The organism is Nonomuraea sp. CA-141351 (assembly GCF_050944675.1).
Classification (GTDB): Bacteria; Actinomycetota; Actinomycetes; order Streptosporangiales; family Streptosporangiaceae; genus Nonomuraea.
Genome location: NZ_CP191982.1, coordinates 1,320,748 through 1,344,604, shown reverse-complemented (window position 1 = coordinate 1,344,604; position 23,857 = coordinate 1,320,748). Strand labels below are relative to the sequence as shown.

Here is a 23,857-nt window from a genome sequence, read left to right as displayed (position 1 = left end):
TCACCACCCCCCTGGCGTGTAGCCGTGCGCGGCGAGCTCCTCCAGGCAGGAGACCGGGGCGTGCGGGACGGCGGTGCCGTCGGGGCCCGGCGTGAACACCTCGCTCGACAGGACGCGGCCGTCGCAGCCGTTGACCTCGCGGATGCTCGAGACGTAGCGGCGCAGGGTGCCGCCGACGTTGTACTCGTTGCGCTTCTCGATGAAGACGACGAAGTCGATGGCGCCCGCGATGAGCATGTGGGTGGCGTCGATGGGGAGACGTTCGCTGGCCTGCAGGGCGTAGGTGGAGATGCGGTTGAAGACCTCCATGCTGGAGTTGGCGTGGATGGTCGACAGGGAGCCGTCGTTGCCCTGGGTCATCGCGTTGAGCATGGTGACGATCTCGTCGCCGAGGACCTCGCCGACGATGACGCGGCTGGGGTTCATGCGGAGGGAGCGTCTGACCAGCTCGGCCATGGAGATCTCGCCCTGGCCCTCGGAGTTGGGCAGGCGCTGCTCGAAGGCGACGACGTTGGGGTGGAGCTCGGGGAACTGGTCGAGGCCGAGCTCCAGGGCGCGTTCGACGGTGATGAGACGCTCGCTGGGCGGGATCTCGTTGGCCAGGGCTCTGAGCAGGGTGGTTTTGCCGGCGTTGGTGGATCCGGCGATCATGATGTTCTTGCGGGCGGCGACGGTGGCCGTCAAGAACCTAGATACGTCCCGACTTATCGTGCCGTTGCCCGCTAAGTCGGACAGGAAGACTTTGCCGAGGCGGGCGCGGCGGATCGAGACCGCCGGCCTGACGGTGACGTCCATGACGGCGCTCAACCTGGAGCCGTCGGGGAGGCGCAGGTCCAGCTGCGGGTTGGCGGTGTCGAAGGGCCTGCTCGACAGTCCCGAGTACGCCGCCAGGATCTGGATGAGCTCGGTCAGCTCGTCATCGGACTCGGCAACCGGGTCGTGCATGACCTCCTGGCCGTCGGCGTAGCTGACGAACACCTTGTCGCAGCCGTTGATGTCGATGTTCTCGACCTCGGGGTCGTCGAGCAGGGGCTGCAGCCTGCCCACGCCGAACAGCGCGGCGTGGATGCCGGCCGCGAGCGCCTCTTCCTCCTCGACCGTGGGCGGCGTGCGGCCGAGGCCGATCTCGTTGCGGGCGTGCTCCTCGAGCACCTGGGAGATCAGCGCCCTCGCGAACTGGCGCTCGTCCTCCCCCGTCATCGGGGGCAGCCCGTTGGCCTGGTCGAGCCTGCGCTGGTGGGCCAGGCGGTCGCCGACCTCCTGGCGGAAGCGCTTGACGAGCGAGTGGTCGATCATCGATGGCTCACCAGCCTCGTCGCCAGGTCTCTTGCCGTACGGATGAGGAGCGAGCGGTCGAGGCGGCCGCCCCACTGGCCGCGCAGCAGCTCGGCGCCCTTGGGGTCGTGGGCGAGGCCGTACACGTACTGGACGGCCGGGCCGACGATCCTGCGCACGTCGTCGATGGAGGCGCGGTAATTACGGGGGTCGGCGATCACGGCCACGCCGTGGGCCTTGGTGATCTGGAGGCGTTCGCGCAGGTGGGCGACGTGGTCAAGGGTGGCCCTGGTGAGCAGGACGATCTGCTCGGCCTCGGCCATCAGGTCGCCCAGCTGCGGGTGCGCGCCGAGCCGGCCGCAGTCGGCGATCACGTCGGCGTCCGGGATGGCGGCGAGCGACCTGCCCAGAGGCCCCCACAGCCAGGTGAGCCCGGCGGCCTGCTCGCCGTGTGTCAGCCCGACCAGCACGTCGAGCCCTCCGACGATCTTCTGGGTGTGCTGGTGGATCTGGGCGGGCTCCAGTCCGCGCCGCGCCGTGGCGCCGAGCGTGAGCAGCCCTTTCCCCGGGTTGAGCACGCCGCCGTCCACGGCCGGGAGCCGGTAGGCGAGATCGCCGCCCGCCGGGTCGCATTCGGCCAGCAGTACGGGCCGCGGCCACACCGCCGCCAGGGCCGTCGCCGCAGTCGTCACACCCGGCGCGCCTTTGTCGGCGGCCAGTACGATCAGCGCCACGTCAGCGTGCCCCCGGTAGCTCGGCCACCGCGATCTCTCCGCTGGAGGCGAACGCCACCATTTCCGGCGATGCAGACGCATCCACAACCACGGTGATCTGACCGGAACTTCCCGTCCTGGATCTGTCGCCGACCGAGAAGACAAGCGCGCTTTCCGCGAGTACGCGTGTTTGTCCCTGACTTGAACGGCTCGGCACATATACCACTTGGACGCGGTCGCCCGGCTCCACTCCCGCAGGCATTTGCCCCGGCTTAAGGGACAATCCGACGGTCGCCTTTCCCTGGCTCAGCTCGGTGCTCGCCTTGACGCCCATATTGTTCGTCAGCAGGGTGCCGGGGAGGATGGTGACGGCCGCGAAACTGTTGGTCACCTGGCCGCGCTGCGACCAGCTCACGTAGTCGACGCCGCTGTCCGCCGCGATCTTGACCTCTTCGAGCGCCTTGTCGGTGAACTTCTGGCCTGCGCCGACCTGCTGGGTGACGCGGATGGCGGAGACCCTGTCGCCGCTGCGCAGCACGAACAGGGTCGTGGCCAGCGCGCCGCCGAGGATGAGGAGAACGGCGAGGGCGGCCAGGGCCGGCTTGCGTTCTCGAGGGGGCACGGGGAGCTTGCGCGAGGCCGGGCCGGACAACCCCGCCGCCGCGTTGACGGCAGGCTTTTCACTGGTCCTCATGGGTGGGGGGCTCCCAATTGAATCGTGGAATTCCCGCCATTATGTGGGGCTGGGCGGGTGCGCGGGGGCGGAATGCGAGGACCCATGCTTGTTTCGCAGGTGGCGGGATGTCAATAGGAAATAATCGATGCTTCTTGTTTCTATCTGGTTGACGGGTGGCGACTTTTCCGGCTAGTCGACCCCTGAATAACATCCGTCACAATATTCACGAGCCTTTACGCCTTTACCACCGCACGCCCCCACAACCCACCCGTCCTGTCCCGGCGCTCCGCACTCCGCGAGCCAGGACGGGCCGACGGCCGTCCCGGCTCCCGGATCGGCGGCGCGGCCACATCCACGCCTTACGCCGCCCCGGCCATTTGCCTTACGCCGGCGCCCACCAGCCCTCAGCGCATCCATGCGAGCAGTGTCGCCGCCACTCGCACCCTCACCCACCGGCGCCGCGTCGGCGAGACGGTGGACGGACGCAGCCCGGCGCAACACCCACGGCGCCCAGGCACCGACCGGTTGTCCACAACCGCCCGGAGCGCCAACCCACCCTCATCCACAGCAGCGGCCAGCCATGCCATTGCCGTCAACCAACGGGCCTAGCGTCGCTTCGGGCGCTACCTTGGGGCGCCCGGGGTCCGAGCGAGGAGACGACACCATGCGGATCATGCTCACCGTGCTCGGCGGGCAGGGCGACCGTGACGTCGTGATCGAGGGTGACGACGTCGCCACGGTGGCGGCGGTGAGCGAGGCGCTCAGCGATCACGGGCCGCTGGCGAAGGTCGTCCGCCTGCCCAGATCTCGAGCACCCTATGGGATGTCGGCCCCCGACGACACGGGCGCCCGCGTGTCGCATCCCCGCATGCCGGCGCGGGCCGACGTACCGGCGAAATCCCGGGCCGTACCGGCGGGTCCCCGGGCAGGCGTATCGGCGAATCGTCCTGGGGCGATGCCGGTGCTGTGGCGTGACGGCCGCCCGCTCGATCCCCGCGCTCCGGCCGTCGCCGTGCTGCGCGACGGCGACAAGGTCACCCTGGAGCCTCAGCTGGCCCGTGCCACGGTCGTAGAGGAGCCAGGCGGGGTGGCCGAGGTACGCGTGGTGGGTGGTCCGGCGGCCGGGACCGTGCACAGGCTGGGCCTGGGCGTGCACGTCATCGGCTCCGACCCGATGTGTGCCATGTCCACCACCGACCCGGCAATGGCTCCGGAGGCGGTGACCGTACGCGTGACACCGGAGGCGATCACCGTCGAGCGCGCGTGGCGCCTTCCCGGCGAAGCGCCGAAGCTCAGGCTCAAGGGCAGATGGGCCGAGGAGGTCGCCGAGCTCACGGCCCGGGTCGCGGAGCGGGAGGCGGCCGAGCTGGCCGCCGACTACGGCGAGGTCCCCGAGCTCGATGGCCGGCCGCTCACCGAGCGTGTGGAATGGCCCGATCAGGCAGTGCTGAACTGCGGTTCGTCGGTGTTCGTGCTGACGTCCATCGAGCCCAAGGACGCGCACCTGGCGCCCAGGAGCGAGGGCGGCGTCTCCTACAACCGCCCGCCGAGGCTCCGGCGTCCCGAGCCGGAGCGCAAGTTCGTCAAGCCGAAGGAGCCGTCCAGAAACGAGGGCCTGCGCCTCCAGCTGCTCGCCGCTCTCCTCCCCGCCGCGCTCGGCCTGACGCTGGCGTTCGCCCTGAAGCAGCCGTACTACCTGCTCGTCGCCCTCATGACCCCGGTCATCATGATCGGCCAATGGTGGAGCGATCGCCGCCACGGCAAGAAGCAGCACAAGAAGGCGATCAAGGAGTACAACGAGCAACTCCAGGAGTACGACGAGGCCGTCGAGCGGGCAAAGGCGGCGGACGAGGCGGCCCGCAGACAGGACGCTCCGGATCCCGCCCAGGTGCTGCTCACAGCCACGGGCCCGCGCAGGCGGCTGTGGGAGCGCAGGATCCACGACTCCGACGCGCTCAGACTCAGAGTGGGGCTCGCCGACCTGCCCGCCGACCTGGAGCTGTCGGAGGAACAGGGCGGGCCCATCGACCCGCCGATCTGCCGCTCCGTGCCCGTGGCGCTGCCCATGCGCAGGCTCGGCGTGGCAGGCGTCACGGGCCCGCGTACGGAGGCGACGAGCCTCGCGAGCTGGCTGATCGCCCAGGCGGCGACCCTGCACAGCCCTCGCGACCTGGCCATCGTGGTCGTGTCCGCGCACGCCGACGGCGAGCGCCGCTGGGGCTGGATGCGCTGGCTGCCGCACTGTGCGCCGCGCGCCGGCGAAGAGTGCGTGGCGCTGGTCGGCACCGATCCCGAGTCGGCCGCCCGCCGGGTCTCCGAGCTTGCCGCCCTCATCGACGAACGCCAGAACACCTCGATTCCCGAGCTGGGCAAGATCCCCACCGGCTGGGACGACCTGGGCGGCCCGGAGAAGCCCACGTTCTCCTCGTACGACGTGCGCCCGTACGACGTCCTGGTGATCCTCGACGGCGCCCAGGTCCTGCGCGGACTGCCGAACATGCCCCAAGTGCTGCGTCAGGGCCCGCGTTCGGGGGTGTTCACGCTCGCCATCGACGACGACCAGCGCCTGCTGCCCGAGGAGTGCCAGACCGTGGCCGCGTGCGGCAACGACGGTCTCGTACGCCTGCGCGGCGGCGGTCTGGACGTCATCGGCCCCATCCTGGCCGACCTCGTCTCCCCCACCTGGTGCGACCGCCTCGCCAGGGCTCTGTCCCCGATCCGCGACGTGAGCAGGGACGACCTCTCCGGCAACCTCCCAGATGCCGTCCGCCTGCTCGACCTGATGGGCCTGCCCGACCCGAGCGGCCGGGAGCTGGCCGCCAAGTGGCGCGACCGCGGCTCCACGCAGGCGCTGATCGGCGTCGGCCCGGACGGTCCATTCTCGGTGGACCTCAGGCTCGACGGCCCCCACGGACTGATCGCGGGCACCACGGGTGCGGGCAAGTCGGAGCTGCTGCAGACGTTGATCTGCGCGCTGGCGGTGGCCAACCGGCCGGACCAGCTCACGTTCGTACTGATCGACTACAAGGGCGGCGCCGCCTTCAAGGAGTGTGTACGCCTGCCGCACACGGTCGGCATGGTCAGCGACCTCGACGGCCACCTGACGCAGCGCGCCCTCGACTCGCTGGCTGCCGAGATCCGCCGGAGAGAGCGCCTGCTGCGGGACGCCGGGGCCAAGGACATCGAGGACTACACGGGCCCTGCGATGCCACGCCTGGTGTTGATCATCGACGAGTTCGCCGCCCTGGTGGCCGAGCTGCCTGACTTCGTCGCGGGCCTGGTCGACATCGCCCGCCGAGGCCGTTCGCTGGGCATCCACCTCATCCTGGCCACCCAGCGGCCCGCCGGCGTGGTCACGGCCGACATCCAGGCCAACACGTCGTTGCGCATCGCGCTGCGGGTGACCGAGCCCGCCGAGTCGGCCGACGTCATCGACCTGCCCGACGCCGCCCACATCTCCAAGTCGACACCCGGCCGCTGCTACGTGCGTTCCGGTGTCGGGGCGGCCACCGCCGTACAGACGGCCAGGGTAGGCGGCCGCAGCCCCGCGCCACCGGCCCATTCGAGCGGGCCGTTCACGGGGCCGGGCGCCAACATCAGGGTGCTCGAGGTGAGCTGGCGTACCTTGGGCAAGCCCTTGCCACCGCCCCCGGAGCCGGAGGAGGACTCGACGGCCACGGACCTCACCCTGGTCGCCGACGCCCTGATCGAGGCCACGCGCCTGGCCGCCGTCCCCATCCAACCCAGCCCCTGGCTGGATCCCCTCCCCACCCAGTTCGTCCTGGATCTCCCGGCCCTCGACCCGCCGGGTTCCCCTGCACTCAGAGCACCAGGGACCACGTCCCCGAACCAGCCACAAGCCGCCGCGCCCCACGACCCGATCCAGGCACTCGGGAAAGGCTCGGGCCAGCCCGCCCTCGGCGTCCCCAGGCACCCGTCCCTGAGGCATCCGGCGCATCTTCCCGCGCCAACCCAAGACCACCTGGCCTCAACAAGCCCCGTCCATCACGCCCCTCACTCTCCGGGGAACGCGGGAGGACCCACATCCGGAAGCGCGGGCCGTTCCGCATCGGGAGGCTCGGACCGTTCCGCATCGGAGAGCGCAGGAGGACCCGCATCGCGAGGCCTGCGCGGTCCCGCCTGGGGGAACACGGGTCATCCCGAACCGGGAGACGCGGGCGGTTCCGCATCAGGAAGCGCGGACGATTCCGCATGGGAGGGCGTGGGAGGCCCCACATCGGGGAGCACCGGTCGCCCCGCCCCGGGAAGCGTCGATCGTCCCGCTTCAGGGGGCTGGGAGCATCCCTCAGCAGGGGGCCGTGAAGGCTCCTTGGCTGGAGGTGCCCGCCGGCCCTTCCCGGCCGGTCCGGAGCGCCACGCACCGTCACGTTCAGGGACGTTCGTCGAGGTGGCGCCGGTGCCGTTCGGTCTGACCGACCGTCCATGGGCGCAGGACCGGCACCCTCTGGCGCTCGACCTCCCCCATGGAGGTCACCTGCTCATCGCGGGTGCCGCCCGCTCCGGCAGATCGACGGCACTGCGTACGATCGCGGGCTCCATCGCGGCCCATACGTCTCCGGGGGACGTACACATCCATGCGGTCGACTGCGGCTCGGGCGCGCTCCTGCCCCTGGTGGCGATGCCACACTGCGGCGCCGTCGTGACCCGCGACCAGCTCGACCGGGTGGAGCGCCTGCTCACCCGCCTCCGCGCCGAAGTGGGCCGACGCCAGCAACTCCTGGCCGAAGCCGGGCACGCCTCCCTGGCCGAATACCGCCAAGCCGGACACCGCCTGCCCTGGCTGGTGTTCATGCTCGACCGCTGGGAGGGCTTCGTCGCCGCCTTCGAAGGCTACGACTACGGCCGGCTGATCGAGGCGGTGCTCCAGCTCCTGCGTGAAGGCCCCGCGGTGGGGCTCAGGGCTGTGGTCACCAGCGACCGTTCCGGCCTGCTCGGCCAGGTCTCGACGGTCTTCGACGACCGCCTGCTCCTCCGGCTCTCCGACCCAGCCGACTACGGTCTGGCGGGCTTCCCCCTCAAGGGCCTGCCCTCGTCAATGCCGCCCGGCCGAGCCCTCTCGATAGGCGAGCACGGCATCGTTGAGCACCACATCGCCCTGCTGTCCCCCGATCCCTCAGGCCCGGCGCAGGTTGCTGCCCTCCAATCCCTGTCTCGGGCCGCCGCCACTCCATCTACGTCCCGCACGACGGGCTCCGATGGCTCGGGACGCTTCGATGGCTCAGGTGGCCTCGGCCCGGCTCACGAGCGGTCCGTGGCCGCCGGGCGGGGCGGGTGGCATTGGGAAGGTGAACCGCCGTTGCGGGTGGACGCGCTTCCGATGCGCATCACGGTCTCCCAAGCGCTCGCCCTGGATACGGCGTTCACGCCCCCGTCCCCGTTGTGGGCGCTGGTCGGTGCCGGTGGTGACGCACTCGCGCCGCTCGGTCTCGACTTGCTGGCCCACGGACCCGGGGCCGTGATCGCCGGTCCGTCCCGTTCCGGCCGCTCGTCCGTCCTGCTGACCGCCGCCCATTCGCTCATCGCTCAGGGCACGCCCGTCATCGCCGTGGCCCCCAGACGCAGCCCGTTGAGGGAGTTGGAGGGGGCGCTGGCCGTGCTCGACGGCAACGCCACCAACCTGCCGGAGCTGGTCGCGGATCGGCAGCAGTACGTCGTGCTGGTGGACGATGCGGAGTTGATCAATGCGGACGGTCCGTTGGGGATGGCGTTGGAGGAGGTGCTTCGGTCGGGCCGGGATGGGGATCACGGGTTGCTGATCGCCGGTGCGACTGGGGATCTGGCCGTGGCATATCGCGGGTTCGTGGCCGAGACACGTAAGTCCCGTACCGGTGTGCTGCTGGCGGTCCAAAGCCAGGCCGACGGTGACATCTTCTCGATCCGCCTGCCACGCGGAACGGTCGGAGGTCCACCGGGGCGAGGCTTCCTGGTGAGGACGGGCACGATCACCCCCATCCAAGCGGCGCTTCCAGACAACGACTGACCGGCTGGCCGTCAGCGGGGTCACGGGCTCCCGCGTAGACGCCTGGACGTGCCGGGCTCCACGCTTCGTCAGCATGCGGGCGGACACCTCGCCGAGCCCCCGATCCGCCCCGGCGACTGCCGGTGTTTCGGGATGCGGTGCTGTTCAGGACTGCTTACGCCTTCGGCCTGCGCCGCAACGAGATCCGGATGCTGGATGTGGTCGATTCAGGCCGCAACCCCCACGGGCCGGAGCACGGCGAGTACGGCATGCTTCATGTCCGGCAAGGCGAAGCGCAGAAAGGCTCATCGCCCAAGCGGCGCAGCGTCCTGACCGCCTGGCCATGGGCAGCGGACATCCTGGAACAGTGGGACGCGGAGGTGCTACCGCTGCCCCGGGCGCGTTGTGGCCTTTGAGCGAGGCCGGCGGATCGGGCTCTCCCAGATCAACGCCCGCTTCACGGCCTACCGCACCGCGCCCGGGCGGCGGGTCGGCAACGAGGGTCAGGCGTTGATCGACTTGTTGAGGGCGCTGCCCGCCACCCACTCCTCCCACGACTTCGCCCAAGGCGTCGGCCCGTTGCCGAACTGGAGCTTGCGCTTCGTCCCTCTGATCTCGATGATGTCCCCCAGCTGCGTGAACTTGTAGAACCAGCGGGCGTTGGCCGAGCTGGCGTTCACGCAGCCGTGGGTGACGTTGCGGCTGCCCTGCGCGTCGGTCGACCAGGGTGCGGCGTGGAAGTACGTGCCGCTGTAGGTCATCCTGACGTTCCACTTGGTGTGAGCGTAGTACTCGCCCGGCCTGCCGATGGTGGCCGAGTCCATGAGGACATCCGCGGCCTTCTCCTGGGCGATCATGATGCCGGAATAGCTCTCGTCGCCCGGCTTCCCCAGGCTGATCGGGATGGTCTTGACGACCTTGCCGTTCTTCCGCACGACCGCCTGGTGGGTCGAGTTGCGGATCTTGGTGATGTGCTCGGGGCCGACGGTGAAGGTCAGGTTGTGGTCCTTGGTGCCCCACAGGTTCCGTCCGGCACGCAGGCCGGACAGGTGCGCGACCACCGTGACCTTCTCCCCGGCCGGCCAGTACTCGCGTGGCCTGAACATGACCTCCCGATTGCTCACCCAGCTCCACGCGCCCTCGACCGGCTTGGACATCTGCACCTCCAGCGACCGCTCGACCGCGGCCCGGTCATTCTGTTCGGTCACCGGCTGCGACAACCGGAGCTGGACCGGCATCCCGACGCCGACCTTCTCACCGTTCGCGGGCGACATGCTGGTCTCCAGCACCCGCTTCGGCTTGAGCGTGGTGAACTTGGCCTGCGCCGTGACCTGCTTGCCGTCCGTGCCGGTCGCCTGCGCACTCACCGTGTACGCGGTCGACGGCTTCAACGGCCACCTGGGCCGCCACGTCCCGTCCGCACCCGCGCTCCCGCTCACCTCGTTTCCCTTGGCGTCGGCGACGGTCACCTTGGTGACCTTGCCATCGGTGACCTTGACGCCGATCCCGGTGTCCGGGGCGACCTTCTTCGTGCCGTCGGCAGGCGTGATCGACAGCTTGGCCACCGGACCCCGCTCCTGCTGCTTCTCGGGCGGCGTGTTGGAGCCGCCCGAGCTGCAGCCCGCGGCAAGAAGCAGCACCACCGTGAACGTGCTGACGAATATGGTCCCGCCATTCCGCATCGCCGATGCCTCCAGTCCCCCGACAAATGGGCGTATTTCAGGCTAGACAGCCCATTAATGATACGGAGAGCCTTATTCCCATGACTGTCGGTAATCATGCGGAGATGCCTCGATCGGTGGTGATTTGATGCGAGATCCGCCCTGGCCGAGTGCGTGCCGCCGGAGCCGGCGCCGCTGTGACGGCTTGGGGCAGGTCCTCGCCGGCACCCCTTGGGACACGTCGCGGCCGCCCTGGAGCGCGTCGGCCATCAGCCGTGCCAGGCGCTGTCCGCCGTCGCCGAAGTAGTACTCCACCAGGGCGGGGTTGTCGGCGGCCAGGACGTCCAGCGTGCTGCCGCCCACCCGGCGGGTGTGATGCCGTCGCCGGCGGAGAGGCTGTTTCCGGCGTCCAAGTCCACCCCGCCGGCCGCGCTCACTCGATCGCGTGCACTTCAGGACAGCTTCGTCGCCGACCGGCTACGCGTGGTCGGCGCGAGCTGATGCTGGATCCGTGCGGCAAGGGCGCACATGGACTGGGCGTCGGCCGTGTCTTCGGAGTCGTTGTAGGCGGAGATCCGCGCCCACCGGTGCAACGAGTCCGCGATCAGCACCCAGTGGGCTGACGGGAGCGGCATCGTCACCATCTGCCCGGGTGCGGCCGCTCGCGGAAGCCCTGTTCGTCGGTGGGCCAGTCCGGGATGCGGTCCCAGCCAGATGCTCAGCAACTGTTCGATTGCCGCCCCATCGCCTGTGACGGTGGCGTCGATGACGAGCCAGTCCTGCACGGGCAGCGCGAGGGTGACGATGTGGGCCCCCTCGAGCTCCAGTCGACCGTCCCTCGCTTCTCAGAACGGCATGCACGGAGTTGGTCCGCCGGAAGGTCCGGCCGGGGGATGAGGTCGAGGGCGGCCGTCTGCAAGACGGCCAGGACGGCGAGCAGGCTGGGGTAGGAGCCCGCGGTGGCATGCCTGTTGCTGACCCCGCTCCCAGCCGAGGGGCGACGATGTTCTCAAACATCAAAATCATGCTTGTATAACACCCCATAGGTTTTACGTGTTGTTTGGGCTTAAAGAGGTAACTGTCAATATCTGGTGTGGGTATGTCTGCTTCCGTCCGAGTGCCTGCTGAATCTGAATGCCCGCCGAAATGGTGGGTGCCGGATTTCGGGCCTATCCATCCAATGAACGGAAACGAGAGAACGTGAATACTGAAAGTCGGCGGTCACGGACCCCACGCCATGGGCGGTTCGCGGCACTAGCTCTTACCGGCGCGGTCGCCGGTGTTATGTTCCTTCCGCTCGTCCAGGGGGTAGCCGGAGCGAGCGCGGGATTCCCTGGCGTCCAGGCCGGTGGCCCGCCGGCGCCGGCACCGGCACCGGCGCCGCGCGTCTACGTCCACAAGGAGCGGTTCGTGCCCCCTCCGCCCCCCCGCCGGCACCGCGAGGACACCGACGTCCACGTCTTCAACCGCAACTTCAACTTCGGCCACAACAGGGACCGCTTCGATAATCGCGACTTCGAAAAGGAATTCGAGCGCTACAAGTTCGACCACAAGGACCGCAACCACGACCACGACCATGACCACGACCACGACCTGTCAGATTGACACCATGCCAGCCGGCAGACCGATGCGGGTAGGCGAGAAAGAGACGCTCGCACAGATGCCGGCCGCCTGCTGACGGGCTCCGAACGCAAAAACGGCCCGCCCCTCCCCGAGGAGGAGCGGGCCTTGCGATGCCCTTATGTCAGCGCGTCCTTTACCGCGTTCTGCAACCCTGCCGCCACTGCATCTCGGGGCTCCTCGCGTACCTGATCGTCGCGCAGAAGACAGACGTCGGTGTGGGTGCGCTGAGTATTGTGCCGCGGCCTCCCGTAAAGCGACTGAACGCTGCGGCGAATTCGGCCGCTGCTGTACACCCCGAAGCGCAGTGCCGAGCAGGACGTCCCGTCCGACGTCGTACCGAATGCCGTCGACCCGGAGTCGGCACAGCGACTTCGGGAGCTGAGCGAGCGGCGCGAATCACGCCAAGCCCATCTCCCGGTCCCGATCGATCTTCCTTCCGCGCCGCCAAGATGATGAGTGCCCGGAGACGACTCCGCGAAGAACGGGGATGGCACAAGCAGGACACCCCCAAGATCAGGTACGGCCTGGGCATCTTCGAGGACCGTCTGGGGCCTTCCCTGCCAGCCCAGGAAAAAGGTTGGGGCGGGCGTGGCGTCGGCGAGACGCACATCACATTCGTCTGGCTGTCACCTCTTGCCGGGCTGTTCCGTCAGTGGGGTGTAACAGCCAAGACGGCAAGGAGATCACCATGGACGCCCGTTTCAACTACTACGGCAACCCGGTCGGGACGAAGTTCCAGAAGTACATCAACTCCGCGGGCAAGGTCGTGACGGACTCGACGCTGCCGACCGCGACGCAGGAGCTGGTGAAGATCCGCGCCAGCCAGATCAACGGCTGCGGCTTCTGCACCGACATGCACACCAAGGACGCCGCGCACGCCGGGGAAATCTCCACGCGCCTCAACCTGATCGCGGCCTGGCGGGAGGCGAAGGTCTTCACCGACGCCGAGCGGGCCGCCCTGGAACTGACCGAACAGGGCACCCGCATCGCCGACGCCGCGGGTGGCGTCACGGACGAGGCCTGGGCGAACGCCGCCAAGCACTACGACGAGGACCAGCTCGCCGCCCTGGTGTCCCTCATCGCCCTCATCAACACCTACAACCGCATGAACGTCATCATCCAGCAGCCCGCCGGCGACTACCAGCCCGGCCAGTGGGCGTAACCAGCGATCATCGAAGTCGACTCGACCTTTCCCTGGCCCGATGTTCCACATGATCATCAGGCACCAGTCCGCACCTGGTGGAGGACCGACGAGCTGAGTACCTGCCCGGAGGGCCGGCGGCCGTCTCGCACGAGCACGCGCGCCCTCGGGCCGGGACCAGCGTCCGGACGGCGCCGTACGAGCAGGCGGTTGGCTCAGGACTCGTCGGCGGGAAGGGTGAAGAGGCGGACGTAGACGGGGCGGGCGTCCGGAGGGGCGTCCTCGGCCCGGTGGCTGTACTTGAGCAGCAAGGCGACGTACTCGTCGTGGAACTCGTTCAGCTCCTCCTTCGTCATGCGAGCCAGGCCTCTCGAGCCCTTCGCCCAGTCGGGGTCGGCGCGGTAGGCCGCCGGGAAGCGCTCCATGAGGGCGCGATCCTCCTCGAACCCGATCCGGTGGAACTCTTCCAGGACCGCCCGATCCTCCGGGGCCAGTTGCTCGGGAGCGGGGGCGCGCATGTCCCTGGGGATCCGGGCACGGCGCCACCAGCGTTCGCGGCCGGACGAGCGTTCGGGAATCTCCTCGATGAACCCGTACTTCTCCAGCTGGCGCAGGTGGTAGCTCGTGGTGCCGGTCTTGGCGCCGAACAGGTCGCCCAGCGTGGTCGAGGTGGCAGGGCCGTGGATGTTGAGGTGGGTCAGCATGCGGCGGCGCATGGGATGGGCGAGGGCCTTGAGCCTGCCCGGGTCGTCGAGGATGAACGGCTCGTCGTCATCCCTCGTCTCGTCCTCCTTCATGAGGAGGAGCGTAGTCCTCAAGAACGATATCTGCAGACTCTTCTTTGCCGAGACTTCTCTGCAGAGTATGTTCGGCGGCATGCGAACAATTCTTGTGATCCTCGCCGCCGCTCTCCTGGCGGCCGGCCCCTCCGGCGGCTCCTTAGCGCTCGCCTCGTCCATCAGCCCTTCGGCGGCCACCACCTCGTCAGCGTCCGGCTCCACGGCACGGCTCGATGGGGCGCTGGACGTACCCGACGACCTGACGGCCACTGAGGTGAGCTTCCGAGGCAGTGCCGGACTGGTGATGCACGGCAGCGTGATCAGCCCGGTACGGGCACGGAGCGGGCGGGCCGGGGTTGTGCTGGTGCACGGAGCGGGCGCTGGAACGAAACGGGACAAGCTGCTGGGCGAGGCCGTGGCGTTCGCACGCCAAGGACTGTCGGTGCTGATCTACGACAAGCGTTCCGAGGGGTACTCGCTGTTCCAGAGGTCGTACTCGCAGCTGGCCGACGACGCCCTGGGGGCCGTGGAGACACTGCGGCGGCAGCCGGGGATCGATCCGGCGAAGGTCGGGATCTGGGGGCTCAGCGAGGGTGGATGGGTGGCGCCGCTCGCGGCGTCGCGGTCCGGGAACATCGCGTTCGTGATCCTCGTGGGCGCGAATGCGCTGCATCCGCTGCGGCAGCAGACCTGGGCGGTGGCGGCCGGGTTGCGGAAGGCGGGGGTACGCGGGTCCTTCGTCGACCGGGCCGAGCCCACGCTGTACCGGGTGATCGCTGATGGGGGGATGTTCCCCGAGCCCTACTACGATCCGGAGCCGGTCATCGCGAGCGTGCGGCAGCCCGTGCTCGGGATCTGGGGCGTACACGACCTTCTGACGCCTCCCAGGGAGACGCCTCCCATCTTCGCCAGGGCCTTGGAGCAGGGAGGGAACCGGCGGTACACGTTCCGGTTCTTCGCGGACGCCGATCATGCCGCTCATCGGACGCCTGACGGCGGCGTCACGCGGTTGCCCGAACTCGCTCCTGGCTACGCGGAGCTGGTCGGCGGCTGGGTGGGAGCGGTGACCTCGGGGCGGGCCCCCGTGGCGCAGGTGACCGGGCCCGCTCCGGTCCAGGCGGAGAACACGGTGGGGGTGCCGCCTGCCGAGTGGTGGGAGTCGGCAGGCGTTCAGGCGGCGGCGCTGGTGTTGTTCCTGGTGGCGTTCGGGGGGTATCCCGTGGTGGCCCTGGTACGCCGAATGCGACGGCGGGGCGGCGTTCCGGCTGTCAAGGCGGCGCGGCTGGTCAGTGCCGGCGGGCTCGTGGTCGTCGTTGGAGGGTTCGCCTATCTCTTCTACGCGATCATGACCGGGGGGAAGCTGTCCTCGCCGGGACCCATGGTGGCGGACAGGCCGCTCGTCTGGCTGGCGCTCCAGGCTCTCGCGGTGGCGACCGTCGTGGGCACTGTCCTGACCTGCGTACGGTGGCGCCGGTCCGCTGCGCCTGGCGAGAGGGTACGGCTCGGGTTGCTGGTCGCGGGCGGCGTCGTGTTCGTTCCGTGGGCGTTGTACTGGGGGCTGCTCCTCCCCTGACTATCCACGGGTTGGATTGGGGTGTTTGGGGCGCATGGGGTTTACGGGAGTTTATGCTGATGCGCGGATTCTGAACGGGGAGGCGCTGTGCAGACCAAGAAGGACCTCTATCAAGCACACCGCTTGATGCAGCAGAGGCTTGGCATGGCGCTCCTGCAAGCCGAGCCCGACGTCCCCGAGTCCCCCATGCGGCGCCAGAACGTGGCCACGTTCGGCGGGATCCTGATCGGGGTCCTGGTCATGGCGGTGTTCGGGATCTGGGGGCTGGTGCGGCCCGGGAACGCGACCAAGCTGACCGACCCGGGGCAGTTGCTGGTCGAGGAGGAGAGCGGGGCCAAGTTCATCTACAGCGACAAGCAGCGTCGGCTGCTGCCCGTGGCGAACTACGTGTCGGCCAGGCTGGTGCTGGACGCCGGGCAGATCACGACCCGGAGCGTGAGCGCCGCCTCGCTGGCCGGGTACGCCCGGGGGCCGCTCATCGGGATCTCCGGAGCGCCCGACTCACTGCCCGAGAGGACGAAGCTGGTCAAGGCGCCGTGGTCCGTGTGCGTGGTGGAAGGGCCCGACAATGTGGGCGGGCGCAAGCCGTACACGACCCTCGTAGGGGGGATGGACATCGGCGGGCGGCCCGTGGGCGGTGACGCGATGGTGGTCTCCGACGGGCAGCAGAACTGGGTCATCTGGGGCAATCGCCGCATGCGGGTGAGCGAGCAGGGCGTGCGGGCGCTCAACGCGCAGCCCAGGAAGGTGCCGGCGGCCTGGCTGAACGCCCTGCCGGCCGGCCACGACTTCAAGGGCCCGTACGTGGCGAACCGCGGCAAGAAGGTGCGGGCCAACGGCAAGGTCGCGGCGGTGGTGGGACAGGTGTTCACGGTCCCGGCCATGCCGGGCACGGCGCCGCGGTGGTACGTGCTGCTCAACGACGGCCTGGCGCCCATCTCCGCCGTCCAGGCCAGGCTGCTCCTGGAGGACCCGGCCAGCAAGGTGGCGTACGGGAGGCGCGCGGTGCAGGCCATCCCGATCGACGCCGCGTCGGCCAACGCCTCGCCCTCGCGCCAGAACGTCCTGGACACCACCCTGCCGACGACCATGCCCAAGGTGATCAACGTGTCCGGCTCGGTGCCGCTCTGCTCGGTGTATGCGAACACGGCGACCGGCTCGGTCGTGGCCACGGTGACGGTCGGCAGCAAGGTCGCGATTCCGACGCCGTCGAGCTCGGGCGTGCAGGACCGCTTCGACCAGGTGCTGCTCCCGCCGGGCAGCGCCGTGGTGGCCGGGGTGCTGCCCGGCGAGGGGCAGCTCGGCGCGGTGGCGAGCACGCTGTCGTTGATCAGCGACCAGGGCGTGCGCTATCCGATCCCGTCGGCCGACGTGCTGGCGAAGCTCGGCTACGACCCCGCGGACATCGCGCCCGTGCCGTCGAGCATCATGCACGCGATCCCGCAGGGGCCGGCGCTGGACCCGGCCGCGGCCTGGGTGCCCCTGACCGTCGGCAGCCGGTAGGGCCCGGTCCGATGGGCGGATCCAGCGGCTAGAAGCCGATCTCCGGAAGCAGCGACGGCTGGTCCAGCCCGGTGGTCGGGATATCCGACTGCGGGTCCTTGACGATGTCCGCCTTGGAGGGGTCCCAGATGGCACTGGCCTGCACCAGGTTCGGCGTGCCGGTGGACGGCATGGCCTTCAGGAACGGCAGATCCTTGGTGAACTGGTTGAACGCCGTTCCCGCGAGCCCCAGCATGAGGGTGACCTTCATGATCATCTTCCAGTGCGCCTTGAACACGCTCAGCAGGGTCCTGTAGACAGTCATCACCCATTTGATGGCCGCGAGGTCCCATGCCTGGCCCCCCGGCACGAAACGCACCGCCGCCACGATCCCTGCCATCACCGTCAGGAGACCGGCGACGATGTCGCAGATCACCGCCACGACGTGGAACGCGGTGGCAGAGCACTTGAGCGTGTCCCCGCAGGCGACGCGGTTGCTGTCAAGCGTGTCCAGCTGCTTGTCGAGCTCGTTGACCTTCTCCACGAACGACGAGTAGCCCCGACCGGCCCATTCCTTGCTCTCACCGATCTCTTTGGTCATCCGCTTCAGTTCGCCGCGCAGATAGGCGAGGTCGCTGCTACCCCCCGTCGAGGACGCCGGGACGAGCACGCCCAGCGGCTTCTGCGTGGCAGGCGTGACACCCGCCGCCATCGGCGGATGCCACCCCTTGTTGTCGGCCTGTTGGATGTTGACCGGCGTCTTGTTGTCCCACTGCTCAGCTGCTCGGTGCTGCTCAGCCGGGTCCGCGATCAGCAGGCTCATGAGCCCGACGATGGGCAGCGCGTACGGCATGATGACCGCTGCCAGCCCCGCGGCCGCCAAGGCGCTGTAGAACATCGCCTTGTCCTCTTCGTAAGCCACCTTGCTCGCCTACTCTTCCCTGCCGAGCACCGCCGGCGTGATGTCCTCGTCCGTCTCCCAGACCGACTCGTCCTCGCCGACGTGCGGACCGCGCTCGCGATCCTTCTCTTCCTGGCCGGTCCCGGCGCCCATCCCGGGCGTCATGGGATAGAGCGGCGTCCCGGTGTTCAGCGCGCGGGCGATGCTCCCCGGCGCGCCCACACCTGACGCGCCGCCCCCGGCTCCGAGGCTGCCCTCCGGGATGCCGACCGACGTGCGCGGTATCGACATCGACGCGCGCGGGTCGATCCCCGTGGTGCCGGGGATCTGCGGCGTGGTCGAGTTCGGCAGGCTGGGGTTGAGGCCTTCCAAGTTGGTCTTGGGCGTCTGGTTGAGGTCGCTCAGGTCGGGGGTCTTGACATCCGGCTGCTTGATGTCGGGCTGATTCAGGTTGGGTTGATCGATGTTGGGCTGGTCGACGTTGGGTTGATCGATATTGGGCTGATCGACGTTGGGCTGCGGGATGTCCGGATTTCCCAGGTCGTCCGTCGAAGGCTTGTCGATCTTCAGGTCATCGGGGTTGATCCCGTTGTTCTTGGGCAGGTCGCCCAGGCCCTTGGGCAGGCCGCCCGCGCCCAACTTGGGCACGCCGCCCCCGGGGACCGTGGGCAGGCCGCCGCCCTTGTCCTTGGCCTTGCTGGCCTCCTCGGCCTCCCGGGTGTTGGTGGCCGCGTCGGCGAGCGCCTGCTTCCATGAATCCAGCACCTCCTTGGCCTGCGACAACGCCTCGGCGGCGTTGTCGCGGACCGAGCGGTGCGCCACGTTGAGCCCGCCGCCGATCACGCCGAAGGTGAGCTGGTGCATGTCGATGGCGCGGGTCTTCTGGCTCATCGAGGTCAGGTCGTCGCCGTAGCTGCCCACGTTCTTCCCCAGCGTCGTGACGCTGGAGTGCTTCATCGCGAAGCCGGGATCCTTGGAATGCGGGTCGACGGTCGCGTCACCGAGCCCGCTGAGGAGATTCGAGTAGGGATTGCTGCCGTCGGTCACGTGCCCCCCTTGTCACGATCGCCCCATAGGTTACGCCAGCCGCATAGGTGCCGTACAGGCAGATACGGACCGTTACTACTCGCCAGGAACAAGGCCCCAAACAAGTACATTCTGTCAATACACCTACGATCCGCCCCGATGATATGGAAAATTAACGCGATCACATGCGACGCTAGTGGTGGATGTTCACTAATGTGACCAAACAGGCCGACTTCAGTAGTCGGCTGGAGTCAGCCGACCAGCAAGGGAGGGAGACCCTGTGGGGGCAGAACCGCAGACTCAAGTAAGTGAAGCCGATCTCAAGGCCGCGATCACCCTCATCGAGGACGCCGCCGAGCGCCTGCGTGGCATCCAGCTGAACCTCGACACCGCCGGCATCACGCTCAAGCACCACTGGGTCGGCCAGTCGCAGGCCGCGTTCGACGCCGTCCACAAGAAGTGGCACGAGCGGATGGACGTCATCCTCGGCAGCCTGCGCCGCCTGGCCGAGAACATCGGGACGAGCAACACCAACTACGCCTCGTTCAACCAGGAGCGCACCGAGGCGATCAACCAGATCGCCAACCTGATCAACGCCGCGCCGCTGTCGCGTTGACGAGCGCCCCATAGGTGACGAGGACCAGCTAGCAGCACAGGAGGCCACGATGCCCGCAGAAGACATATTCGATATCACAAAGGTCAACTACGCCGGCCTCGGCGAGGGTGAGGACGCCTTCGCCAGGGCGTTCAACGACATGGTCACCACCCTGGACAACCTGGAGCGGGACCTGCTGGCCAAGAGCGCGATCTGGCAGGGCCAGACCAAGACCGTCTTCGACGAGGTCAGGCAGCTCTGGGAGCGCGAGGCCAACGACATGTCGCAGTTCATCGACCTGATGAAGAAGAACATCAACATCACGAACATGAACATGCAGCAGGTCGAGAAGATCAACTCGCAGATCTTCGACGGCAGGTAAGGCGTAGAGCGGGGGCCGACACCAAAGGGGGAACATGGGCAGCGACAACGGTGGAGTAGAGCTCAGCCGGAGGGCGATCAAGGCGGCCAAGGCGGACCTGGAAGAGGCCCTCGCCATGCTGGACCCTGACAACAAGGCCGGCAAGGCGGGCGGCCAGGGCGCTGTGAAGGCCATCTTCACGGACTCAGGCCCGGCCATCCGGCTCAGCAGCGACTACGACGCCCTGGGCGGGTTCTGGCCTGCGGCCATGGGCTTCCGGCAGAGCACCACCAACGCCGTCACCGCCGTCACCGGGACCTACTCGAACATCAGCGGTCAGGTGGCGAACGTCATCGGCCTGCTCGAGCAGGCGTTGAAGAACTACGACGGTGTCGAGGTGGACAGCGAAGGCCGGTCGAAGCAGGCGCAGGTCTGATGGCCGAGTATCAGGCGACCATCAGGGGCCACATCGGCAGCATCGAGTTCGAGGGCGCGACGCTCGATCTGCTCCGGGACACGCTGGCCAAGAACAATCCCCAGCTCATCGGCCAGGCCGCGGGCGAGTTCCTCGAGGCCAAGGTACGGCTCGACCACCTCGTCGAGGTGGTCGACAAGCACCTGCGGGAGCTGGACAAGCACTGGACCACGGGCGAGGACGCCAAGACCGTCAAGACGCAGCTGCGCAAGCTGCGGGAGGCGGCGGCGGACATCTCGACCGCGATCAGCGACCAGCCCGTCGATCCGAAGAATCCCCCGAAGAACCCGCACGGTGCCGCCCCCGCCCTCATCGTTCACGCCCGGACGTTGGCGGTGGCCAAGGGAGACGTGCCCGACAATCCCGGCAGCGACATCGACTTCGGGGAGGCCGCCGTCACGGGCGGCATAGCCGGGGCTGCCATCGGCTCCTTCTTCGGTGGGGTGGGAGCAGTGCCGGGGGTGGTGATCGGCGCCGGTGTGGGCCTCCTCGTCGGCGGCATCACCCGCTTCATCAGCGACATTCCGTTCGTGAACCTCTGGGGTGACTCCAAGGAGGAGAAGGACCGGAAGAAGGCGGCCGAGGCCATCAAGCTGCTGAGCCAGGACACCAAGCTCAACAACGAGGTGTTCCCGCCCGAGCTCAGAACTGACATCCCCCAGTTCATGGCGCTTTCGCCGAAAATTCCCACCGACCCGTTCAACGGAAGAAATGGGATAAACGGCAATATTCCGGACGGCCTCAATCAGCCGTTCGACCCGACGAACCGCCTCAACGGTCTGAACCAGGACGGCCTGCAGGACCCCAGCCAGCACCAGATCCCCGGCCTCGACACCACCGGCACCCCGGTCAGCACGTTCCCCAACGGCACGGACGGGACCGGGGGCACGGGAATCGGGAACGGCCAGAACGGGACCGGAGCGGACGGCCAGGGCGGCAACATCCCCGGCCTGAACGACCCCTCCGCCGCGAACGCGAACCCGAACGGCTCTCTCAACTCCAACACCGGCGGCCCGAGGACGTCCCTGGCCGGGATAACCGATCCGTCCCTGTCCACCCCGTCCACCGGCTCGCCCACCACGGGCATCGGCAGTCCGTACGGCGGATCGGGCGCGGGAGGAAGCGGCTTCGGCATCGCCGGCGCGGGCAACAGCGCGAACGCGGCCGGCCTGCGCGGCCTGGGCAACGGGTCGATGGTTCCTGCGGTCCCACTGTCCGGCGGCCGGGGCGGCGGCGAGGAAAAGAAGGAGATGGAGCGGACCACGTTCCTCCTGGAGGACGAGGACCTCTTCAGGAGCGACGTGACGACGACGAACCACCTGATCAACGGTGACTCGAAAGGCAAGGCATGAGCGCCCCGAGCAAAGACCCGTCGGATCACGGTCTCAAGCTCGCCAAGGACTTCCCCGGCCTCGGTGAGGGCGACAACCGCGGGCCGTACGTCGACCACACGGCGGTCAGAGAGGTCCTCTCGCAGCTGCGCAAAGACCTCGGCGGCGTGCACGGCAACCCTCAGCCGTCGATGAGCGCCACCTGGAGTGGCCCTGGCACGCTCGGCGAGGTCCAGGGAATCGGGAACGTCGGGCCGGAGGCGACCGGCACGTGGGAAGTCGCCAGCAACTTCGGTGGCAACTTCGAATCGGCCTACAAGGTGTTCGGCGAGAGCTACAGCCAGCTCGTCGACTACATCGAGGAGTGGGCCTCCGCAGTCGAGCGGGCCATCGCCAACTACGAAAAAGGGCACACGGACAGCAGTGCGACATGACTGCAGGGATGGCGTAGATGGGTAACGAGTGGAAGCCGATCAAGGTCCATGACAACCTCGGCAATCCCAAGCCCGGCATCTTCGTCACCAGGTCCACGGTCGTCTCCTATCTGAAGAGCACCGACCCGGACCGCATCGAGAGTGCCGGCAACAGTTACATCAAGGCGGCCGGACTGGTCCACGGCAAGGACGGCCTCGAGGGCAGGATCCTGAAGGCCGCCGAGGGTCTCGCCGCGGTCTGGCGCGGCTCGGGGGCCACCACGGCGTTGGAGGCGCTGCGGCTGCTGCACGCGAGCGCCGCCGCGCTCGGCGACGCCATGGAGAAGACCGGCAAGCCGATGGTCGAGTACGCCCAGCAGCTCCGGACGTCGAAGACGACGATGCCCGCGGGCGACGCCAGCGATCGCAAGACCAACGTCGACAACGAGCCCACGACCAGCACCACCGCTCCCCAACCGAACTTCCAAGTACCGAGCCTCCAAGCACAGCTCGCGGACATGGCGGCCCGGGGACACCTGGAGCAGCTGAACAACAAAATAATCGAGCTGAACGGGCAGATGGCCGACGGCCTGGCGTTCCAGCTGCCCAAGATCGCCCCCATGGTGGTGGACACCCAGAAGGCGCCGCACATCGACCCCGGGAGCGGCACCAAGACGCCGTCGGGCCAGACGAAGTACTGGAACGGCGACGGCTCCTCCGGCTCGAACGGTTCGGACGGCTCCGGCGACACCGGCGGCCAGAAGGGCTCAGACGGCAAGGACGGCCAGGATCCCGGCAAGAGCCAGGACCCGGGGCAGGATCAGGGCCAGGACGACCCGGGCAAGGGCCAGGACGACCCGTCCACGGGCACCCAGGATCCGGCGAACCCCCAGCAACCGGGCAGCGACCCGGCGCAGAAGCCCGGCGACCAGGACCAGAGCGTACCTCCGGTGATCGGCGCCGACAGCCCGAAGACCCAGCTCGCCGACGCCGGCAACCCGCCTCTCACCACCACAACCCCGCCGACCACGGGTTATCCGCAGGCCACACCCAACCTGCTCACCCACACACCGACCACCCAGATGCCGACGAGCACCCCGTTCCCCGGGCTCCCCGGACAGGGCGGCTCAGGCGGCACTTGGTACGGCACGGGCGGCGCTGGGTCAGGGGCCGCTCCGGCGGTGCTCCGTGGCGGCCCGGGGACCACGGGCTCGGGGCTCATGGGGTACCCGCCGGGGGGCATGGGCGCGGGCAGCGATCAGGGCACCGAGCGCAACCGTGAGATCTACGACCCCGAAGGGGACGTCTGGTCCCCCGCGCACCAGATCAGCCCCGACCGCATCGGTTGACGGAACCCAACTAAAAGGCCCGGCCCACCTCGTGTGGACCGGGCCTTTTGCGCGCTCTCAGCCCTCCATGCGCTGCCGGATCCTGTCCAGCTCCCCCATGAGGTCCTCGTACGTGCGGTTGTAGGCTGCCTCGGCCTCCCGCAGCACTTGCATGCCGCCCTCGGGGTCCTGGGCGAAGCGCATGGGATTGTTCTCCTCGCCGAAGACGGCGCCCATCTCCTCGGATACTCGCCGCTGCAGGTCAGCGGTGGCCTCCGCGATGACGGCCTTGATGCGTTCGGCCAGTTCGCCGGAGTTCAGGCGCATGGCCTTGGGGTGCAGGATGAGCTCCTTGAGCCCCGCGCTGCCGCACTCGACCGTGACGAGCCCGTCCGGGTCCTGGGCCTGGCCCGTCAGCTCCTGCAGGACCTTCTGGAACTCGCCGGCCCGCGCCATCTGCTGGTCGGCGTTCCTGAGGAACCTGTCGATGTCCAGGCCCCCGAATTCCCCCTCGGTCATCCCTC

Annotated in this window: 22 protein-coding genes; 12 read left to right on the top strand and 10 right to left on the bottom strand. The window is 68.7% G+C overall.

The window, feature by feature from the left end:
- From ACQPWU_RS06895 to ACQPWU_RS06885, 3 genes are read right to left on the bottom strand one after another with little or no spacing between them, the layout of a single operon-like run.
- Positions 1 to 1,296, bottom strand: a complete 1,296-nt coding sequence (locus ACQPWU_RS06895) for a CpaF family protein (RefSeq protein ID WP_433437743.1) — start codon at positions 1,294 to 1,296, stop codon at positions 1 to 3.
- Entirely contained in the window at positions 1,293 to 2,009 is a 717-nt protein-coding gene (locus ACQPWU_RS06890) for a hypothetical protein (protein ID WP_433437741.1), read from the bottom strand. Before ACQPWU_RS06890 ends, ACQPWU_RS06895 begins: the two co-directional genes overlap by 4 nt.
- 1 nt (position 2,010) lies before the next feature.
- The gene (locus ACQPWU_RS06885; protein ID WP_433437739.1) at positions 2,011 to 2,682 is read right to left on the bottom strand and encodes a hypothetical protein; all 672 of its coding nucleotides are present in this window, start codon (positions 2,680 to 2,682) and stop codon (positions 2,011 to 2,013) included.
- A 646-nt stretch (positions 2,683 to 3,328) separates the two neighbouring features.
- On the opposite strand from ACQPWU_RS06885, the gene ACQPWU_RS06880 reads away from it, so the two are divergent.
- Complete coding sequence (locus ACQPWU_RS06880) at positions 3,329 to 8,665, top strand: FtsK/SpoIIIE domain-containing protein (RefSeq protein ID WP_433437738.1); 5,337 nt, start codon at positions 3,329 to 3,331, stop codon at positions 8,663 to 8,665.
- 137 nt (positions 8,666 to 8,802) lie between these two features.
- Positions 8,803 to 9,060, top strand: a complete 258-nt coding sequence (locus tag ACQPWU_RS06875) for a hypothetical protein (protein WP_433437736.1) — start codon at positions 8,803 to 8,805, stop codon at positions 9,058 to 9,060.
- Between the two features lie 87 nt (positions 9,061 to 9,147).
- On the opposite strand, the gene ACQPWU_RS06870 is transcribed toward ACQPWU_RS06875, so the two are convergent.
- The 3 genes from ACQPWU_RS06870 to ACQPWU_RS06860 form a co-directional block, all read right to left on the bottom strand.
- Positions 9,148 to 10,326: a L,D-transpeptidase gene (locus ACQPWU_RS06870; protein WP_433437734.1), complete on the bottom strand. Its 1,179-nt coding sequence runs from the start codon at positions 10,324 to 10,326 to the stop codon at positions 9,148 to 9,150.
- A 72-nt stretch (positions 10,327 to 10,398) separates the two neighbouring features.
- Positions 10,399 to 10,668 carry a hypothetical protein gene (locus ACQPWU_RS06865; RefSeq protein ID WP_433437732.1) on the bottom strand — a complete coding sequence of 90 codons (270 nt, stop codon included), beginning with the start codon at positions 10,666 to 10,668 and terminating at the stop codon, positions 10,399 to 10,401.
- Positions 10,669 to 10,757: 89 nt separating this feature from the next.
- On the bottom strand, positions 10,758 to 11,090 hold the full coding sequence (locus ACQPWU_RS06860; protein ID WP_433437730.1) for a hypothetical protein: 333 nt from the start codon (positions 11,088 to 11,090) through the stop codon (positions 10,758 to 10,760).
- Between the two features lie 625 nt (positions 11,091 to 11,715).
- Between ACQPWU_RS06860 and ACQPWU_RS06855 the strand changes: the two genes are divergently transcribed.
- A complete protein-coding gene (locus ACQPWU_RS06855; protein ID WP_433437728.1) occupies positions 11,716 to 11,910 on the top strand; it encodes a hypothetical protein in 195 nt (64 codons plus the stop codon).
- 706 nt (positions 11,911 to 12,616) lie between these two features.
- Complete coding sequence (locus ACQPWU_RS06850; RefSeq protein WP_433437726.1) at positions 12,617 to 13,090, top strand: carboxymuconolactone decarboxylase family protein; 474 nt, start codon at positions 12,617 to 12,619, stop codon at positions 13,088 to 13,090.
- Between the two features lie 194 nt (positions 13,091 to 13,284).
- Here ACQPWU_RS06850 and ACQPWU_RS06845 read toward each other — a convergent pair whose 3' ends face one another.
- Positions 13,285 to 13,866 (bottom strand): ArsR/SmtB family transcription factor, encoded by a 582-nt coding sequence (locus ACQPWU_RS06845; RefSeq protein ID WP_360688675.1) that lies wholly within the window; start codon positions 13,864 to 13,866, stop codon positions 13,285 to 13,287.
- 79 nt (positions 13,867 to 13,945) lie between these two features.
- Here ACQPWU_RS06845 and ACQPWU_RS06840 point away from each other — a divergent pair, with 79 nt between their 5' ends.
- Both ACQPWU_RS06840 and eccB read left to right on the top strand, forming a co-directional pair.
- Complete coding sequence (locus tag ACQPWU_RS06840; RefSeq protein WP_433437724.1) at positions 13,946 to 15,421, top strand: alpha/beta hydrolase family protein; 1,476 nt, start codon at positions 13,946 to 13,948, stop codon at positions 15,419 to 15,421.
- Positions 15,422 to 15,508: 87 nt separating this feature from the next.
- Positions 15,509 to 16,924, top strand: a complete 1,416-nt coding sequence (eccB, locus tag ACQPWU_RS06835) for a type VII secretion protein EccB (protein ID WP_433437723.1) — start codon at positions 15,509 to 15,511, stop codon at positions 16,922 to 16,924.
- Positions 16,925 to 16,952: 28 nt separating this feature from the next.
- Here the strand turns inward: eccB and ACQPWU_RS06830 are convergent, their stop codons facing one another.
- A complete protein-coding gene (locus ACQPWU_RS06830) occupies positions 16,953 to 17,825 on the bottom strand; it encodes a hypothetical protein (protein WP_433437721.1) in 873 nt (290 codons plus the stop codon).
- A 9-nt stretch (positions 17,826 to 17,834) separates the two neighbouring features.
- Positions 17,835 to 18,851 (bottom strand): hypothetical protein, encoded by a 1,017-nt coding sequence (locus tag ACQPWU_RS06825; protein ID WP_433437720.1) that lies wholly within the window; start codon positions 18,849 to 18,851, stop codon positions 17,835 to 17,837.
- Between the two features lie 259 nt (positions 18,852 to 19,110).
- Between ACQPWU_RS06825 and ACQPWU_RS06820 the strand changes: the two genes are divergently transcribed.
- Genes ACQPWU_RS06820 through ACQPWU_RS06795 form a run of 6 tightly spaced genes read left to right on the top strand, consistent with a single transcriptional unit; the run spans position 19,111 to position 23,354 of the window.
- The gene (locus tag ACQPWU_RS06820) at positions 19,111 to 19,446 is read left to right on the top strand and encodes a WXG100 family type VII secretion target (RefSeq protein ID WP_433437718.1); all 336 of its coding nucleotides are present in this window, start codon (positions 19,111 to 19,113) and stop codon (positions 19,444 to 19,446) included.
- 49 nt (positions 19,447 to 19,495) lie between these two features.
- Complete coding sequence (locus tag ACQPWU_RS06815) at positions 19,496 to 19,807, top strand: WXG100 family type VII secretion target (protein ID WP_433437716.1); 312 nt, start codon at positions 19,496 to 19,498, stop codon at positions 19,805 to 19,807.
- 34 nt (positions 19,808 to 19,841) lie between these two features.
- A complete protein-coding gene (locus tag ACQPWU_RS06810) occupies positions 19,842 to 20,222 on the top strand; it encodes a hypothetical protein (RefSeq protein WP_433437715.1) in 381 nt (126 codons plus the stop codon).
- On the top strand, positions 20,222 to 21,613 hold the full coding sequence (locus ACQPWU_RS06805; RefSeq protein WP_433437714.1) for a hypothetical protein: 1,392 nt from the start codon (positions 20,222 to 20,224) through the stop codon (positions 21,611 to 21,613). Before ACQPWU_RS06810 ends, ACQPWU_RS06805 begins: the two co-directional genes overlap by 1 nt.
- On the top strand, positions 21,610 to 22,026 hold the full coding sequence (locus ACQPWU_RS06800) for a hypothetical protein (RefSeq protein ID WP_433437712.1): 417 nt from the start codon (positions 21,610 to 21,612) through the stop codon (positions 22,024 to 22,026). The genes ACQPWU_RS06805 and ACQPWU_RS06800 overlap by 4 nt, the downstream gene beginning before the upstream one ends.
- Before the next feature lie 17 nt (positions 22,027 to 22,043).
- Positions 22,044 to 23,354: a hypothetical protein gene (locus ACQPWU_RS06795; protein WP_433437711.1), complete on the top strand. Its 1,311-nt coding sequence runs from the start codon at positions 22,044 to 22,046 to the stop codon at positions 23,352 to 23,354.
- A gap of 57 nt (positions 23,355 to 23,411) precedes the next feature.
- Here the strand turns inward: ACQPWU_RS06795 and ACQPWU_RS06790 are convergent, their stop codons facing one another.
- The gene (locus ACQPWU_RS06790) at positions 23,412 to 23,852 is read right to left on the bottom strand and encodes a YbaB/EbfC family nucleoid-associated protein (RefSeq protein ID WP_433437709.1); all 441 of its coding nucleotides are present in this window, start codon (positions 23,850 to 23,852) and stop codon (positions 23,412 to 23,414) included.
- Positions 23,853 to 23,857 lie beyond the last annotated feature (5 nt).